The following is a 15,678-nucleotide window of genomic DNA, read 5'->3' as shown; positions in this document are numbered from 1 at the left end:
GTTGTTTATAATGATGTATATTAATTTATTGATGATGTTTATTATGTATAGGAAGTTGGATACGGGAAAGTCACTCATTTCTCATTCAATATGTGTTAGAAAGGATCGTGTTGTTATGTCTAATATTCAAGATAAAGTGGTCATTATAACGGGTGCTTCTAGCGGGATTGGAGAAGCGACTGCAAAGGAACTCGCTTCGAGAGGTGCGAAATTAGTGCTTGCAGCTCGCCGTGAGGACCGATTGAAGAAACTACAAGAAGAAATCAAAAACAGTGGGGGGCAAGCTATTTATAAAGTGACCGATGTCACTTCGTATGAACAAATGGAAGAACTGGCTGCGTATGCTCTAAAAGAGTTTGGAAAAATTGATGTGTTAATAAACAATGCCGGAATCATGCCACATTCGTTCCTTTATAAGAAAAAAGTGGATGATTGGAATCGGATGATTGACGTCAACATCAAAGGCGTACTGTATGGCATTGCGGCTGTCCTTCCTTCTATGAGAGAAAGAAAAGAAGGGCACATTATTAATGTTTCTTCAGTCGCTGGACACGTTGTCGGGGCTGGAAGTACTGTCTATGCCGCAACGAAGTTTGCTGTGCGCGCAATTTCTGAAGGTCTACGTAAAGAAGAGCTCGGCAACAACATACGTTCAACGATCATTTCGCCGGGGGCGGTTGCTACGGAATTAATAAATTCAGTCACAGATCCGGACCTAAAACCTAGCATTGATGAAATTTATAAAGGTGCGATCTATGCCGACAGTATTGCTCGTGCCATTGCCTTTGCAATTGAACAACCATCTGACGTCGCGATTAACGAGATGATCATTCGTCCTACGCGTCAAGAGCGGTAAATTGGATGTCAACAGATGTCAACAAAGGAAGATAAATAATGCAAAAACGTAAATTAGGAAGTCGGCCTTGCTCGTTCGTTAGCAAGAGCATGGAGAAAAAGTTATCCACGAACATCAGGTACAATTCGGCTCACGGAGCGGATGACGGGAACGGCAGGTTCGTCTTCACGTTCGAAGCCATCGGAACCCGATGGGAGATCGAGACCCGCGAGCCGTTAGACTTTCAGTTGAAGCAGCGCATTCTCGAACGAATCGAACAATTCGACGCCACGTACTCGCGGTTCCGTCAGGACTCCCTCGTTTCCCGAGTTGCTGCCGCCTCTAACGGTGGCCGCTTCGTCTTCCCGGACGACTCGGTCGCTCTTTTCGATCTCTATGATCGGCTACACATCGCTACCGCACGTGCCGTAGACCCGCTCGTTGGCCGTGACCTCGAACTTCTCGGCTACGACCGAACGTATTCGCTCACGTCCGCGTCGGAGTTTGTCCGAGCCGAGGCACACGCTCGGGAGAGAGTGACCTGGTCGAAGGATATTCTCCGGGACGGCACGTTAATTGTGACACGGCGCCCGCTTGTGATCGATGTCGGAGCGGCGGGGAAGGGGTATCTCGTGGACATCGTCTCCGAGATCCTCCGCGAGGGCGGATTCACCGAGTTCGTTGTCGACGGCAGCGGCGACCTCCGCCATTCGGGGGATTCCGTCCTTCGGGTCGGGCTTGAGCACCCGTTCGACCCCAGTCTGGTGGTAGGCGCAGCTAACCTGAAAAACCGGGCCTTGTGCGCATCTGCGGTCAACAGACGCGCCTGGGGTGACGGGCTGCACCACGTACTTGATGCCCGAACGGGCATCCCTGTACGCGATGTGGTCGCGACGTGGGTTGTCGCCGACGAGACCGCGACCGCCGATGGACTGGCGACGGCACTCTTTTTCACAAGCGGGCATCATCTAGCGAAGTTCTTCCGGTTCTCGTACGTGCGGATGTTTGCCGACGGCCGTGCCGAAATCTCGCAGAGCTTCGACGGCGAGCTTTTCACGTAAGTGATCAACTCGCAAGGAAAGGAGAGGATAAGAGTATGATTCCCTTGAGCAAGAGTTTTATCGTCACGGTGGCAGCAGTCTCCGTATCCACGGTCATGACTTCATCCGGGACGACGGATATGGCTGCCGAGCGCCCGACGATCACCTTGAATGGCAGCGTCAACTGTTCAAGATCGGCAACAAGTAAAGACTGCACCTACGAAGACGGCGAATATACGGCGACCGGCCAATACGGGAGCCTGCCCTCATCCATCACCGTGACTGTAACTTTGGTCGACGACGTCATCACCGCCGTCAAAGTGACCCCTCATGCGACGAACCCGACCTCCCTCGACCTGCAGCGCCGCTTCGCCGACGCGGTCCCGGCGGTCGTCGTCGGGAAGCGCATCGACGAGGTGAAGGTGGACCGTCTCGCAGGATCCAGCGGCACCCCCGACGGATTCAATGATGCGATCCGAAAGATTAAGGAGCAGGCTTTACTTTGTAACCAATCATCGCCCAAATAAGGGCAGTAGAAAGGAGAACAACCATGCAAAAACGTTTATTAGGGAAAAGTGGTCTGGAAGTGTCGGCGATCGGGCTTGGTTGCATGGGAATGAGTTATGGTTATGGTCCGGCATCAGACAAGAAAGAGATGATTTCGCTGATCCATGCGGCGATTGACCGGGGTGTTACTTTTTTCGACACTGCTGAAGTTTATGGTCCATATGTGAATGAGGAGTTGGTAGGTGAAGCGCTTGCCCCATTCAAGGGGAAGGTGGTCATCGCCACAAAATTTGGTATTAAAATGATCAATGGCAAACAGGTGCTTGACAGCAAGCCGGAGACCATTAGGCAATCCGTCGAAGGCTCGCTCAAACGCCTAAAAGTTGAAGCTATTGATCTGTACTATCAGCATCGTGTTGACCCAAATGTACCGATTGAGGAAGTAGCCGGAGTAGTGCAAGACCTAATCAAAGAAGGTAAGGTTAAGCATTGGGGACTTTCTGAAGCAGGGGTGCACACGATTCGCCGTGCACACGCGGTTCAGCCGCTCACTGCAGTTCAGAGTGAATACTCAATGATGTGGCGAAGCCCTGAAGAAGAACTGCTCCCTACGCTCGAGGAACTCGGAATCGGTTTCGTTCCGTTCAGCCCGCTGGGTAAGGGCTTCCTTACTGGAAAAATTGATAAGAATACAACATTCGTTAGCTCCGACTTCCGCAGTATTGTTCCTCGCTTCAAATCGGAGAATCTCGAAGTAAATCAGGTTTTGGTCGAACTAATCAAGAAGGTTGCTCTAGAGAAAAACGCAACACCGGCTCAAATCGCACTCGCATGGTTGCTTGCCCAGAAGCCATGGATTGTTCCGATTCCCGGCACGCGCAAATTGGAGCGGCTGGATGAAAATCTTGGCGCATTGGACGTTGTGCTGACTCCCGAGGAGCTAAGTGATTTGAACGACGCGCTCTCGAAGATCGAGATTGCGGGAGATCGCTATCCGGCAGGTTCAGAATACGCAAATCGAACGGGCAAATAACTGATCGTTCTCCACGAGGGGATAGAATTATGAAAAGTGCAAGGTAAATCACGAAAATCGTGAAAAAACTTGCACTTTTCATTTAAAGTAAGGCGAGCATCATTGTATCAAAAAAACCAAAGCCGGCTTATTTAATGTAAAAGACAAGCCTGATTGGCTTGCCTATTAAGAAATTTTTACTATTACTTGTGATACGGTTCACCTTAATTAATCTTAAACTGTTCAACAAATTCAATCCCTTCCCATTAGTGAAGTGACAAAAAATATCATCAAACTATAATTTTACTGAACCGTAAACTCCGACTCTTCACCTCTATATTTTTGAACTAATGTCCCAGCATCACGATCTCTCCCAAAGACGTTTTGTCACCATCCGCTCCCACCACTTCCACGGCAATATATTTTTCAAGACAATTCCTAATTTCACGCCTTTGCCAACCGGATACCGCAATTTCGGATAAGGAGACTTTGCCACGTGTACAATCTGTTGGATCACTTCATACGGAGAGGGTGCCGTGTCAGCAACATGGTTGACATATTTCAAAATTTTCTCCATCTCTTTAACATAAGGAGAATCCGGATTGACCGATACCGCATCCAGCCCTTTTGACCAGATTTCCGTTTTATAGGATCCCGGTTCAATTAAAACGACATGAACACCGTACGGCAGCATCTCTAAACGCAAAGACTCGCTGAATCCTTCCACCGCAAACTTTGATGCCACGTAAGGTCCCATAGAAGGGAATCCGATTCGTCCGCTGATACTGCTTATATTCACAACCTTGCCGCTTCTGCGTGCCCTCATCGACGGCAAAACAGCTTTTGTTACTGCCACCAAACCGAAAAAATTCGTTTCAAATTGCCGACGCCATTCTTCAACAGCAAGCTCCTCCGTAAATCCTCCCGCTGCATACCCCGCGTTGTTTACCAACAGATCAATTTGGCCGTATTCTTCAATCACATTCTGAATCACAGTTTCCGCTGCGGAAAAATCGTTTACATCTAGTTGGATAATCTCAATCCGGTCTGTGACACCTGCTTCTTTGGCCGCCGCTTTCAATCGTCCTCTCTTATCCAAATCTCTCATTGAAGCCAGCACGCGGTAGCCTTCGCCGGCAAGTGCTACACTTGTCAGCAATCCAAAGCCGCTTGAAGCCCCTGTAACAAACGCAACAGGTTGTTTCTTTAAAGTTTGATTCACAAGATTCCCTCCAGCTATTCATATTCTAACACTGCCTTTTTGCTAAATATATGTAGAGTATCATCACTGCTTTCGTCCGCAAATTCCTTCAAAAATCTGCTCCACCTATATGTTTTGACAATTCCTGTCTCTTCTTAATAAACACTTTTTATTGGAATTGTATCATGGAAAAAAGTGCATAAAATAAATTTTACTATATTTTTAGACTGAGCATTATTTAATTAGAAGAAGTTAAACGCAAATTAACACCAAATTTTTAAAGTAGAAAATTAAGGTATTATTAGTCATATTTTATCAGCTAAAGGTTGGGGTATATTACGAAGGAAAGGTTAAAAAGATATTAGTGAAAACAATTATAAATATAATATATTGAAAAACACTTAAAAATCGCCAAGTATAATAATTACCGGCGATTTTTAACTTCTATCATAGCTCATATGAATAAGTCGCTTTGCCTTTTCAAAATCTTCATCATTATAAATACTGACTTCTAAATCCCCTGTTCCGATATGACCGATATTTCGAACATCACGGCTAAATCCTGGCTCGAGTTCAATTTCATCTGGATTCACTTTTAAAAATAAGACGATTTTTTCTGTCTGAGGATGCACTTCTAAGCAGACAAAATTTTTAATGCGCTTAAAGGCTATGTAGTATTTTAATACAGCCATTTGTACATCATCGCCTAGTGCCATAATATATGCTTTTATTGCTTCAAACCGGTCTTTTAATTCTGTACTGGATTGTTCCAGATATTCGGAGACTGTCTTATATCCGGGCTTCGATGAGTTAATATGGTTTTCAACTTCCAGTAATGGTTGTGCAGTTGTTGCATTTACTAAATCGAGCAAAAGAAATCCATCTTTATAAAACTTATACTGGTACAACTCAATGTTCCGATTTATTTGTTGAACAGCATGTTCGTCATATTTTGTGAATCCACCCGCAATACATAATAAGCGCGGATTCGTCCAATCAATTGCGTCAGCCAAGTCATTACCGTATTTGCGCATTACCATAAGAGTGAATTCTGCTTTATGATCCAACAGCCAGTCCAGATAATATAATCCTTGGTTAATGACATTTTCATTGACAGCTCGTTTATATTCGATAATAACTGGAGAGTTATTTTCATCAATACCTAATGTATCGATTCTGCCGCCATGTGTCTTACCAGTAGAATATTCTGATGCTAAAAACCGAACACCTAAAAATGTTTCAAGATTACGCTCAATAAGGGTTTGCAGCGATTTTTCAATTGTCAGAGATGTGCCTTCCAATTCACTTACATGTTCTCCATTTATACGAAATAATTTAATATCACCCATGGAACTACTCCTTTTTTTATTGTGAATCTAAAACTACGATTACAATAAATGAATAATGATAGTATACAATAAGCGTTGATATTTAGCGGACTAAATAATTTTTTCGCTTGTAAATGAGACATATTAGTCAATCTATGTAAAGAATACGGAAGAACGTAACAAAAGACCCCAATTCAATTTTAATAATGTTCCACTCGTTCGGAAATATGTTTGCAAAATTATTTTGGCTCTTGGAAATACTAGAGAAACCAATCAATACATTCATTACAAAGACTGCTTGATTATTAACTACATGAAATGTTTATTACCCTTTGCAAGAAAGGAAATCATGTTGCAAACGATACAGATGATGAAACAACCGGAGAAGCAAAAGTGGTATTGTTAATTACTTTTCTCTCAAGCGCCCAGTTTACGAACTATATGATAACTTAAATTTTAAGTCAATCGAATATCTAGACATGTCGAGCATGAGGAATTTCAAAGAGACATCAAGAAAAGATAAAACAGTTTGAAGCGCATTTGAAAAAGCTTTGTGAAACTATATTATGTGAGGGGGATAATCGAGAAAGAAAAAATAAAAATCAAACTTGACACATATGTTTAATTTATTTAATATATTTACTAAAGATTTTTCGGAATATATAAATAGTTTCCTTTATTTCAAAAATAAACATGCCGACTGGATTACTAGAGGCTCTCAATTCAATGGAAATATTCATTTGAGTTGAGAGCCTCTTTTCGTTTTTCCGATGCTTGGTGCTCTAGACATGATCTATGGAGCATATACTGTTTGATTCGCAAATTAAATTACATATTTAAAATAAATCGTTCCGACCACAAAATGAGTTTGACTATATTGGGGGCTTAATCCCAATGGGAAATCAAGTGAAGATGCGAGGATTTTTGCCTTTAATTTATGGAAAAACTGAAATTTCTTGTTACAGTTCGGCCGGGGCTTGATCTTCTACCATAGCTGCAAGAATGGTAGTGACGATTGACCGTTTCGCAACAGCAGATGGTTGAATAGGACGAGAGCCCGCAGCTTAGCGGGGATGGTTTATTTCTTGATCAAAACGCACGATTTAAGCTAACGGATGATTTTTCAATAATGTTATCGAAATATTTTGCCTGATCATAAAGTTCACCAGTGTGTTGAAGAAGAAGTCGTCCAATTAATGGCTGTCCTAACTCTTTAGCCAACGCTTATTTCGGTGGATCAGGTATGGCTGCTATAAATGTAGCATCTGAACATGAATATTTACTTAACGTAGGGAAAGCCGCCTTGATTGCAGCTAAAAGCAAAAGCTGTCTGAAAAAATGAGATTTACAATTCGATGTACCCATTATCTTAGAGAGCAAAGCAACTGAATGGTATGGAGACAGTTGAGTTAATTCGGCATGTTGAGGAAAAAAACATCACAAATTTTTTTCGCATGGATTCATAAGGAGAGTTGTATGAGCGAACTCCATAAAAAAGAGAGCAAAACAGCCTTACTTATGGGCGGGTAGGTCTTGAACGAGGAGGTGCTGAAAAATTCCGGATAATAATATCAAAATCTTTTTTCTTTTCAAAATAGTACAGAAATTATTTTAATACAATATTCACGCTTTACCGAATAAAGAACTTCCTTGTTATCGGTACAGGTGGTCATGGCAATAAAAATTTTGGCCAGAACGCAATATGATTGGAATGAATTGTAGGGAGGAAACCGCTCATGAAAAAGAAGAAAATGCATTTGCTTCAATATATGATGCCGCCTGTAACTCATCACAGCAGCGCGACATGGAAGCATCCGTGGAATATGACGATGACGAATGCTTTTCAATGGAATCGTCCGGAGATTTGGCAAGAGGTTGCCCAAATCGCCGAAAGAGGCAAACTTGATGCAGTATTTTTTGCCGATACGGAAGGCATAACAGCTACAAAAGTGCCGTTCGCTATGCCTCGCAAGTGCCTTGTTATGAACCGTCAGTTTTAATGGCATTTATGGGTGCGGTAACAAAGCATATTGGCCTGACCATGACGTTTTCGGTGGCAGGTTATCCACCATACATTTTAGCACGCAAACTGGCCACCTTGGATCACCTGTCACGTGGACGTGTCGGCTGGAATGTTGTCACTGCTTTTCATAAGAATGCATCTGAAAACCTTGGGTTGAGTGTTGAACAGTATCATTTATCCCACGATCAGCGCTATGATCGGCTAGAAGAGTATATGGAGGTTTGCTACAAATTATGGGACAGCTGGGAGCCGGATGCAATCGTTATGGATGCAGAAAATAACATATTTGCCGATCCGGAAAAAGTGCATCCGATCAATCACGAAGGAAAATGGTTCAAGTGCAAAGGCCCATTGAATATCGATCGTTCCCCGCAAGGGCGCCCGGTTATCCTTCAGGCTGGACAATCATCACGCGGAATCCAATTTGCCGCTAAACATGCCGAACTTATTTTTACTCTTCAGCCTGATCGCGAAGCAATGAAGGTTTATTACAATCGTTTGAAAGAAGGAGCAGTGAAAGCTGGGCGCGATCCGGATGATGTCAGAGTCTGTTTTGGATTGCAAGTATTTGTTGGAGAAACAGAGGAAATTGCCCGTGCGAAAGCTGCACTCCACAATTCTCTCGTTCCTGCTGAAGCAGGGGTAACGATCTTGTCCGGTCACTTGGGCTACGATTTATCCAAACACGGACTGGACGAATTAATTGCTGATTTAAAAGTGCCTGGTATTCAAGGAATGATTGACGCTTATAAACATAGTAGCTCTAAAAATATAACCATTCGTGAGGCTGGGATGTTACATGGTCGCGGCGTCATGACTCCACAGTTAGTTGGTTCGCCAGAGCAAGTAGCCAATTGGATGGAAGAGACAATGAAGGAAGTAGGAGGAGACGGCTTTCTGTTAAGTCCAGCTTACTTGCCCGGCTCACTGGAAGAGTTTGTTGAGTTGGTGGTGCCAATTTTACAAAAACGCGGTTTGGCAAGGACAGAATATGTTGAAAACGGAACATTAAGGGATAATCTGAAGGCCCTGAACGCCTAAAAACTTGAGCAAATGCTGTAGTTTTCACCTTTCCTCGAGAAAAAGTGAGGATGGGCTGGAAAAACCATCATTTATATAGGGAGGATGAAAGCTTATGTCAAGAATTATTTCTGAAAATGAAAATCCTATCACGTTAACACTCGGTCAAGTACGTGAAAAAATTCGTGAAATTGTGGATAAAGTTATCCGTCCCAATGCAGATCGTATTGATAGAAGCAAAGAATTTCCAAGTGAAAATATCGCCGTTCTTGCAAAAGAGGGGTTTAACAGTATTTTACTTCCAGAAAAATTAGAGGGATTGGGATTGAACTATTCTGCCTTTGCAATTGTTGTTCAGGAAATAGCGAAGGCATGTCCCTCCACTGCACTTATTTACACTATGCATGTAGAGGCAGCCCGCACGATATACTCTCATGGAAATGAAGATCAATGGGAACGGTGGTTGAAACCGATTCGCAGTGGAAAGTTTGGTACAACTTCAACCAGCGAAGGAGCAACAGGAGGACATTACTGGTACAACATAAGTGAAGCTGTAAGAACGGATGACGGGTACATTATTAATGCTCAAAAATCTTTCACCACGAGCAGTGGATTTGCGGATTTTTATGTATTCCAAACAAAAACACCAAATGCTAAATCACCAGATGACATTACTTATTTTATTGTGGACGGTCATCAAGAAGGGATAGAAGCTGGAGAATGGGCAGCGCTGGGAGTGCGTGGAAATCACAGCTCTTCGCTTACCCTTCGTAATGTTTTTGTAGATAAAAAGGATCGTTTAGGTGAAGAAGGTGAGGGAAAAGAAATTGTTCAAAACGGTATCGCTTACCTGATTGGTCTAGGGGCAACATGGACAGGAACCGCTATCGGGATTTTGGATGAAACACTTGCATATGCTAAGCGGAAAGTTCATCAGGATGTCAATAAGGCATTAAGCGATTATCAAGTTATTCGCAGCCAGCTAGCAAAAGCGAAAATTTTAAAGGACAGCCTGCAAGCCTGGCAGAAGGATTTAGCTTCTCAATTGGATGAATGGTTAGAAAGTGGAGAAAAATACGCTCCAGAAGAGCTGAAAAATTCTTTACTTGAATTCAAAGTCCTAGCTTCCGATGCAGCCAATGAGATTGCACAAATAGGACTTGATATCAGCGGCGGATTCGGTTACCGTGAAGGAACTTTGGAAAGATTATATCGAGATGCCCGAGCAGGCATCGCCATGGGACCATCAATCATATCGCGCGAGAAATGATCGGGAAAAATTTGTTGGATTAGGGATAAACTAAAAAGATGCATCATCCAGAAAAAATAAAAGAAATAACAATAATAAATGATTTTGGGGGAGAAGACAAAATGAAAAGACTTTCTTATTTGTTTTACATAATTTGCTTAATGGTACTAATAAGCGGTTGTGGAAAAGCTACTAATGCCAGTGAAGATAAAGATACATTAGTAATAGCAACGAATCCTTCGTTTAATGGTTTTCCAGAAATACTTGAATTTATAAAACCTAAGTTGAAAGAGGAAGGTATAGATTTAAAAATTGAATATGTAAATGACATTATTCAGCCTAATGAGCTCGTTCATGACAAAAGTGTTGATGCGAACGCTTTTCAACATATTCCTTATATGGAAGCTTACAACAAGCAGCATGGAACTAATTTAGTTGCAGCGATTAAAGTACTTGCTTGGCCTTCCGGACTTTATTCAAAGCGTTATAAAGACATAAAAGACGTTCCTGACGGGGCAACCATCAGTATACCGCAGGATCCTTCCAATAACGGAAGAGCGCTTGATTTCTTAGCAAAACATGGATTCATTAAATTGAAAGAAGGGGTAGGATTACAAGCAACTAAAAAAGATATCATTGAAAACAAAAGAAATTTCAAAATTATCGAATTAGATCAAGGAATGTCAGCAAAATCTCTTGATGATGTAGATTTAGCTTTTATTTTAGGAGGATATCAAACAGCAGTTGGTCTTCACTTAAAAGATGCGCTGCTTGCGGAAGACTCTAGCTCTGAATTTATAGGCGTTATCACGACTAGACCAGACAACCAAAATGACGAAAAAATCCAAAAATTAAAAAAGGTTTTGCATACACCGGAGGTTAAAAAATTCATTGAGGAAACATTCCATGGGGACATAATCCCAGTATTTGAATAATGGGGGCTGTCACAAATGATACATTTAAAAAATATAAAGAAAACTTATCAAATTAAAAAAGATGAGAAATTGGAAGCAATTAAATCCGTATCATTAAAAGTGGAAAAAGGGGATATCTATGGGATTATCGGATTTAGCGGAGCAGGAAAGTCAACTCTGCTTCGTACAATCAATCTCCTTGAAAAGCCTGATGAAGGGGAGGTTCTTATTGAAGGAAGAAATATAATGGCTTTAAAGAAGAAAGAGCTGCGGCATATGAGACAATCGATTTCCATGATATTTCAACATTTTAACTTGATTCATAATAAAACGGTTTATGACAATGTATCTTTTCCATTAGAAATTGCCGGAATACCATCCGTTAAACGTAAAAGTATAATAGAAGAATGTCTTTCCATAGTTCAATTAGAAGATAAAGCAAATCAATACCCCTCTAATTTAAGCGGGGGACAAAAACAAAGAGTTGCCATCGCAAGAGCTTTGGCAACGAACCCGAAAATTTTGTTATGTGATGAGCCTACATCAGCTTTAGATCCACAAACAACGGATAATATTCTATCCTTTTTAAAGAAAATTAATCAAGAGCTAAATATAACGATGGTTATTGTTACACATGAAATGGATGTAGTGAGAAAAATTTGCAATAAAGTAGCCGTAATGGAAAAAGGAAGTATTTTAGAGGAATTTTCGTTATCAGACAATCAATATAATCCTAAGTCTGATATTGCTAAATTAATATTTAATAAGGACAAAAGGATGATCCTAAATGTTTGAAAACATCATTCAACAAATTCCTGATATAATAGAAGCCACTAAGCAAACAGCCATTATGGTAGGTATTTCAGTAACAGCTGGCATACTATTTGGAATTCCTTTAGGAACGATTCTGTTTTTAACAAGAAAAGGGCAATTATTAGAACAGCCGCATATTTTCAATATTTTAAATTCATTAGTGAATTTAATTAACGCATTTCCATTATTAATTTTAATCGTAGCTGTCATTCCGTTTACTCGGCTGTTGGTAGGAACATCCGTTGGAACGGTTCCTGCCTCTGTACCGCTTTCGATCGCTATTATTCCTTATTTCGCCAGACTAATAGAACAATCTTTAGTGGAAGTAAATAAAGGGGTCATCGAAGCAGCTATTTCAATGGGAGCTAATATATTTCAAATTATATGGAAAGTAATGTTTGTTGAAGCGAGAGCAGGAATGGTAGTCAGCTTATCTAATATTATTATTCTTTTAATATCTTATTCTACCATAGCGGGTGTTGTTGGCGCAGGCGGTCTCGGAGATTTTGCCGTTCGAAATGGCTATTATCGTTATCAACCGGATATTATGCTTGCTACAGTTGTTATCATGATCATTTTAGTTTCCATTATTCAAATTAGCGGCAGCCGTTTAGCCAGTTTTTTGGATAAACGATAAGCTAAACGGAGGCATTTATTGCGGGATTTTTGAACATAGTGTCTTAACAAAATGATGATTCGTTTCAAAGCATTGCTTGAATCGAGATCTTCTATAAAGTTTTAGTAAAATCCAGTCTCGCATAAGAAAATGCGATTAACAATTGTTCCCCCTCTTTTAATTTTATATAGATGAAGGAAGCTGTTGACATGGGTTATTGTTCAACAGCTTCTTGTTTTAAACATAGTATTGGCTTCTTAAAAAAGTAGGGAATTTTAACGTTTTATTTTTTCCTCATAATTAATTGTATTTTAACCCATCACCGGTATAATGTATAAAAATGTAGTCAAGAGGTGATATCAGTAAATCAAATCATCAAAATAGTTCTGCTAGATCGAAAGCATGTTGAAGCGTATGTACGTGCGGGAACAAAAGATGATCGAGAACAATCGATATGAAAAGTGCAAATTTTTGCAATTCAAGCCGTGTAAACTAAGTTGTCAGGGAGGACCATTATTTGCAATCAGGTCATGTTTCAAAAATCAAAAGCTGCCTTAAATAGGTTTCAAATTTTCACAAGTCTGGCGGCATGGTTGCATCGGTATGTTCAGGTGCACTATTGTTGGCAGAAGCAGGTCTATTATCCGGCAAAAGGCAACTACACATTCATTTGCGATTGAATACATGAAATCTAATTATAAGGACATTGAAGTAGTTCAAAATGTCCGATTTGTGGATGAAGGCAAAATTCTAACTTCTGCTGGAGTGTCAGCTGGAATCGATATGTCTTTATACATCGTAGCAAAATTACTGGGAGAAACAGTAGCACGTACAACAGCAGCTACAGAAGAATATCCATAATGATTTGAAAATATTGGGGGAGCTGGTCGGAAGGTTCAGTAAAGTTGAGCATCACTTGACTGTAACTTGATTTTCATACAGGCGAAACAGCGAAAATTTCTGTTTCGCCTGAAGTTATTTGCACTGACTTTAAAAATTTCTTTCATACTTTCGGGTCAATTATAAAGATTATGTTAAAAATCGTATTTTCCGTTGATTTATATAAGTATATTGTTATATGTTTATTGAAGATAAGGAAATGATAATACTAAACAGTATTCATGTCGTGGGTATGAAAAGACATTTTTTAGTGTGCGATGAACCATAAAGTATCGTCTTTTTTTGATTGATATATAAGCAAATATTTATATAACCTGTATAGGGGTGTTCCAAATGCAAAAAGCGGTGGTGGAAATAGAAAAAGCAGCACACGTTTTAAAGCTACTCGGTGATAAAACACGTTTAACGATTATGGCCATTTTAAAGAAACGCGAGTGTTGCGTCTGTGAGCTTCTAGAAGTATTTGATATGAGTCAGCCTGCTATTAGTCAGCATTTACGCAAGTTAAAAGATGCAGGATTAGTAAAAGAAGATAGAAGGGGGCAATGGATTTATTATTCTTTCAATCTAGAAAATGAGTTATATGATTTCATTCAAGAAATTCTGCAACACATTCCAGATCAAACAGAGAATATTCGTAAGATTGAGGAAACCAACCCTACACTCCGTTGTGGTTGTTAACCTATTAATTTTAATTTAATTGGGAGGGAAAATGAAAAATACGGGGAAAAAACGTCTATCTATACTTATCGCTTTGGATTTTCCTTGCTATGGCAGCAAAAATTGGCTTTGGATTTGTCTTTCTGGGCTTTGTAGACGCAATAAACAGTTTACAGGCAGGAACCACTTCGATTCCAATTGCCATTGGTTTAATTTTCATGATGTATCCTCCGTTGGCAAAAGTTCGCTATGAGGAGATGGGACGCGTCTTTAAAGACATAAAAGTATTGGTTTTGTCTCTTGGACAAAATTGATGTTTGTATTGGCGATCATATTCTTGCCAGATAAACCGGAATACATGGTCGGACTCATTCTAATCGGTCTGGCACGTTGTATTGTGATGGTGATCGTCTGGAATGATTTAGCGAAAGGAGATACAGAGTACGCAGCTGGGCTTGTAGCGTTTAACTCTGTATTCCAAGTGCTATTTTACTCTGTTTATGCGTATGTGTTTGTAACAATCATTCCAGAATTGCTTGGACTAGAAGGTGCTGTCGTTCATATTACAATGATGGAAGTCGCCAAGTCGGTGTTCATTTACTTAGGCATTCCGTTTCTTGGCGGGATGGTGACGCGCTTTCTGCTGGTAAAAGCAAAGGGCAGACAATGGTATGAAAAAGTATTCATTCCAAAAATCAGCCCGATTACATTGATTTCTTTATTGTTTACGATTATCATTATTTCTCTTTAAAAGGAGACGCTATCGTAAGTTTGCCGTTGGATGTAGTGAGAGTCGCCATTCCATTGTTCATATACTTTGTATTGATGTTTTTCGTTTCCTTCTTCTTAGTGAAGAAAATTGGATCGAGCTACCCTGTCACCACCACACTTGCCTTTACAGCCGGCAGCAATAACTTTGAGTTAGCGATTGCTCTAGCTGTTGGCGTGTTTGGGATCCATTCTGGTGCAGCATTTACAGCTGTCATTGGACCACTTGTGGAAGTGCCTGTCATGATTGCATTGGTCAACGTAGCATTATGGTTTAAACGAAAATACTTTAAAACCGAATCAGTATCATACTAACAACAAAGGTGGAATGAACATGAAAGACAAAAAGACGATTTACTTCTTATGCACTGGCAACTCTTGCCGCAGCCAAATGGCTGAAGGATGGGCAAAAAAATATCTTGGCGACGAGTGGGAAGTATACAGCGCCGGTATCGAAGCTCACGTATTAAATCCAAACGCGGTAAAAGTCATGAAAGAAGCAGGAATTGACATTTCTAATCAAACATCCGATGTGATTGATCTGGAAATTTTAAATAATGCTGATTTGGTCGTAACATTATGCGGTCATGCCGCAGACCATTGCCCGGTAACCCCGCCAAATGTGAAACGCGTACATTGGGGATTCGATGATCCGGCAAAGGCAGAGGGGACAGAAGAAGAAAAATGGGCTGTGTTCATGCGTGTTCGCGATGCGATTGGTGAAAGAATTAAACGTTTTGCTGAGACTGGTGAATAATTTCCTTCAGTCCCTCTATATCAATAACAAAAAGA

15 protein-coding genes and 1 pseudogene are annotated in these 15,678 nt (G+C 40.8%); 14 read left to right on the top strand and 2 right to left on the bottom strand.

Features of this window, described 5'->3' with window-relative positions; all coding sequences use genetic code 11:
- Positions 1-115 precede the first annotated feature (115 nt).
- The 4 genes from NSQ94_RS09635 (at position 116) to NSQ94_RS09620 (ending at position 3,415) form a co-directional block, all read left to right on the top strand.
- Entirely contained in the window at positions 116-856 is a 741-nt protein-coding gene (locus NSQ94_RS09635; RefSeq protein WP_144598427.1) for an SDR family oxidoreductase, read from the top strand.
- A gap of 89 nt (positions 857-945) precedes the next feature.
- Positions 946-1,896 carry an FAD:protein FMN transferase gene (locus NSQ94_RS09630; RefSeq protein ID WP_339230668.1) on the top strand — a complete coding sequence of 317 codons (951 nt, stop codon included), beginning with the start codon at positions 946-948 and terminating at the stop codon, positions 1,894-1,896.
- Positions 1,897-1,931: 35 nt separating this feature from the next.
- Complete coding sequence (locus NSQ94_RS09625) at positions 1,932-2,402, top strand: hypothetical protein (RefSeq protein ID WP_199757353.1); 471 nt, start codon at positions 1,932-1,934, stop codon at positions 2,400-2,402.
- A 23-nt stretch (positions 2,403-2,425) separates the two neighbouring features.
- Positions 2,426-3,415 (top strand): aldo/keto reductase, encoded by a 990-nt coding sequence (locus NSQ94_RS09620; RefSeq protein WP_144598425.1) that lies wholly within the window; start codon positions 2,426-2,428, stop codon positions 3,413-3,415.
- A 340-nt stretch (positions 3,416-3,755) separates the two neighbouring features.
- Here the strand turns inward: NSQ94_RS09620 and NSQ94_RS09615 are convergent, their stop codons facing one another.
- The gene (locus NSQ94_RS09615; RefSeq protein ID WP_144598424.1) at positions 3,756-4,616 is read right to left on the bottom strand and encodes an oxidoreductase; all 861 of its coding nucleotides are present in this window, start codon (positions 4,614-4,616) and stop codon (positions 3,756-3,758) included.
- A 416-nt stretch (positions 4,617-5,032) separates the two neighbouring features.
- The gene (locus tag NSQ94_RS09610; RefSeq protein ID WP_339230666.1) at positions 5,033-5,944 is read right to left on the bottom strand and encodes a DUF5655 domain-containing protein; all 912 of its coding nucleotides are present in this window, start codon (positions 5,942-5,944) and stop codon (positions 5,033-5,035) included.
- Positions 5,945-7,659: 1,715 nt separating this feature from the next.
- Between NSQ94_RS09610 and NSQ94_RS09605 the strand changes: the two genes are divergently transcribed.
- The 10 genes and pseudogenes from NSQ94_RS09605 to arsC all read left to right on the top strand — a co-directional run bounded on the left by NSQ94_RS09605 (position 7,660) and on the right by arsC (position 15,643).
- Positions 7,660-7,923 carry a hypothetical protein gene (locus NSQ94_RS09605; protein WP_339230665.1) on the top strand — a complete coding sequence of 88 codons (264 nt, stop codon included), beginning with the start codon at positions 7,660-7,662 and terminating at the stop codon, positions 7,921-7,923.
- Positions 7,896-8,987 carry an NtaA/DmoA family FMN-dependent monooxygenase gene (locus tag NSQ94_RS09600; RefSeq protein ID WP_339230664.1) on the top strand — a complete coding sequence of 364 codons (1,092 nt, stop codon included), beginning with the start codon at positions 7,896-7,898 and terminating at the stop codon, positions 8,985-8,987. Before NSQ94_RS09605 ends, NSQ94_RS09600 begins: the two co-directional genes overlap by 28 nt.
- Positions 8,988-9,081: 94 nt before the next feature.
- Positions 9,082-10,236, top strand: a complete 1,155-nt coding sequence (locus NSQ94_RS09595) for an acyl-CoA dehydrogenase family protein (RefSeq protein ID WP_339230662.1) — start codon at positions 9,082-9,084, stop codon at positions 10,234-10,236.
- Positions 10,237-10,274: 38 nt separating this feature from the next.
- On the top strand, positions 10,275-11,150 hold the full coding sequence (locus tag NSQ94_RS09590; protein ID WP_130157718.1) for a MetQ/NlpA family ABC transporter substrate-binding protein: 876 nt from the start codon (positions 10,275-10,277) through the stop codon (positions 11,148-11,150).
- A 15-nt stretch (positions 11,151-11,165) separates the two neighbouring features.
- Positions 11,166-11,924, top strand: coding sequence for a methionine ABC transporter ATP-binding protein (locus tag NSQ94_RS09585; RefSeq protein ID WP_063388322.1), 759 nt, complete (start codon positions 11,166-11,168; stop codon positions 11,922-11,924).
- Complete coding sequence (locus NSQ94_RS09580) at positions 11,917-12,579, top strand: methionine ABC transporter permease (protein ID WP_063388321.1); 663 nt, start codon at positions 11,917-11,919, stop codon at positions 12,577-12,579. The genes NSQ94_RS09585 and NSQ94_RS09580 overlap by 8 nt, the downstream gene beginning before the upstream one ends.
- 582 nt (positions 12,580-13,161) lie before the next feature.
- Entirely contained in the window at positions 13,162-13,419 is a 258-nt protein-coding gene (locus NSQ94_RS09575) for a hypothetical protein (RefSeq protein ID WP_066250736.1), read from the top strand.
- 372 nt (positions 13,420-13,791) lie between these two features.
- Complete coding sequence (locus tag NSQ94_RS09570) at positions 13,792-14,139, top strand: metalloregulator ArsR/SmtB family transcription factor (RefSeq protein ID WP_066250739.1); 348 nt, start codon at positions 13,792-13,794, stop codon at positions 14,137-14,139.
- A gap of 31 nt (positions 14,140-14,170) precedes the next feature.
- Positions 14,171-15,201 (top strand): annotated as a pseudogene (gene arsB, locus NSQ94_RS09565) (ACR3 family arsenite efflux transporter).
- Between the two features lie 19 nt (positions 15,202-15,220).
- On the top strand, positions 15,221-15,643 hold the full coding sequence (gene arsC / locus NSQ94_RS09560) for an arsenate reductase (thioredoxin) (protein ID WP_339230659.1): 423 nt from the start codon (positions 15,221-15,223) through the stop codon (positions 15,641-15,643).
- Positions 15,644-15,678 lie beyond the last annotated feature (35 nt).

Source organism: Aeribacillus sp. FSL K6-2833 (genome assembly GCF_037965815.1).
In the GTDB taxonomy this organism is placed as follows: domain Bacteria; phylum Bacillota; class Bacilli; order Bacillales; family Aeribacillaceae; genus Aeribacillus; species Aeribacillus composti.
The sequence above is the reverse complement of the archived record's forward strand: the minus strand, read 5'-3'. Positions and strand labels throughout refer to the sequence as shown.

Bases quoted from the DNA above. Each gene is read 5' to 3' on its own strand.
- NSQ94_RS09635 (WP_144598427.1), top strand. From the start codon at position 116: ATGTCTAATATTCAAGATAAAGTGGTCATTATAACGGGTGCTTCTAGC.
- NSQ94_RS09630 (WP_339230668.1), top strand. From the start codon at position 946: ATGGAGAAAAAGTTATCCACGAACATCAGGTACAATTCGGCTCACGGA.
- NSQ94_RS09625 (WP_199757353.1), top strand. From the start codon at position 1,932: ATGATTCCCTTGAGCAAGAGTTTTATCGTCACGGTGGCAGCAGTCTCC.
- NSQ94_RS09620 (WP_144598425.1), top strand. From the start codon at position 2,426: ATGCAAAAACGTTTATTAGGGAAAAGTGGTCTGGAAGTGTCGGCGATC.
- NSQ94_RS09610 (WP_339230666.1), bottom strand. From the start codon at position 5,944: ATGGGTGATATTAAATTATTTCGTATAAATGGAGAACATGTAAGTGAA.
- NSQ94_RS09605 (WP_339230665.1), top strand. From the start codon at position 7,660: ATGAAAAAGAAGAAAATGCATTTGCTTCAATATATGATGCCGCCTGTA.
- NSQ94_RS09595 (WP_339230662.1), top strand. From the start codon at position 9,082: ATGTCAAGAATTATTTCTGAAAATGAAAATCCTATCACGTTAACACTC.
- NSQ94_RS09590 (WP_130157718.1), top strand. From the start codon at position 10,275: ATGCATCATCCAGAAAAAATAAAAGAAATAACAATAATAAATGATTTT.
- NSQ94_RS09585 (WP_063388322.1), top strand. From the start codon at position 11,166: ATGATACATTTAAAAAATATAAAGAAAACTTATCAAATTAAAAAAGAT.
- NSQ94_RS09580 (WP_063388321.1), top strand. From the start codon at position 11,917: ATGTTTGAAAACATCATTCAACAAATTCCTGATATAATAGAAGCCACT.
- NSQ94_RS09575 (WP_066250736.1), top strand. From the start codon at position 13,162: ATGTTCAGGTGCACTATTGTTGGCAGAAGCAGGTCTATTATCCGGCAA.
- NSQ94_RS09570 (WP_066250739.1), top strand. From the start codon at position 13,792: ATGCAAAAAGCGGTGGTGGAAATAGAAAAAGCAGCACACGTTTTAAAG.
- arsC (WP_339230659.1), top strand. From the start codon at position 15,221: ATGAAAGACAAAAAGACGATTTACTTCTTATGCACTGGCAACTCTTGC.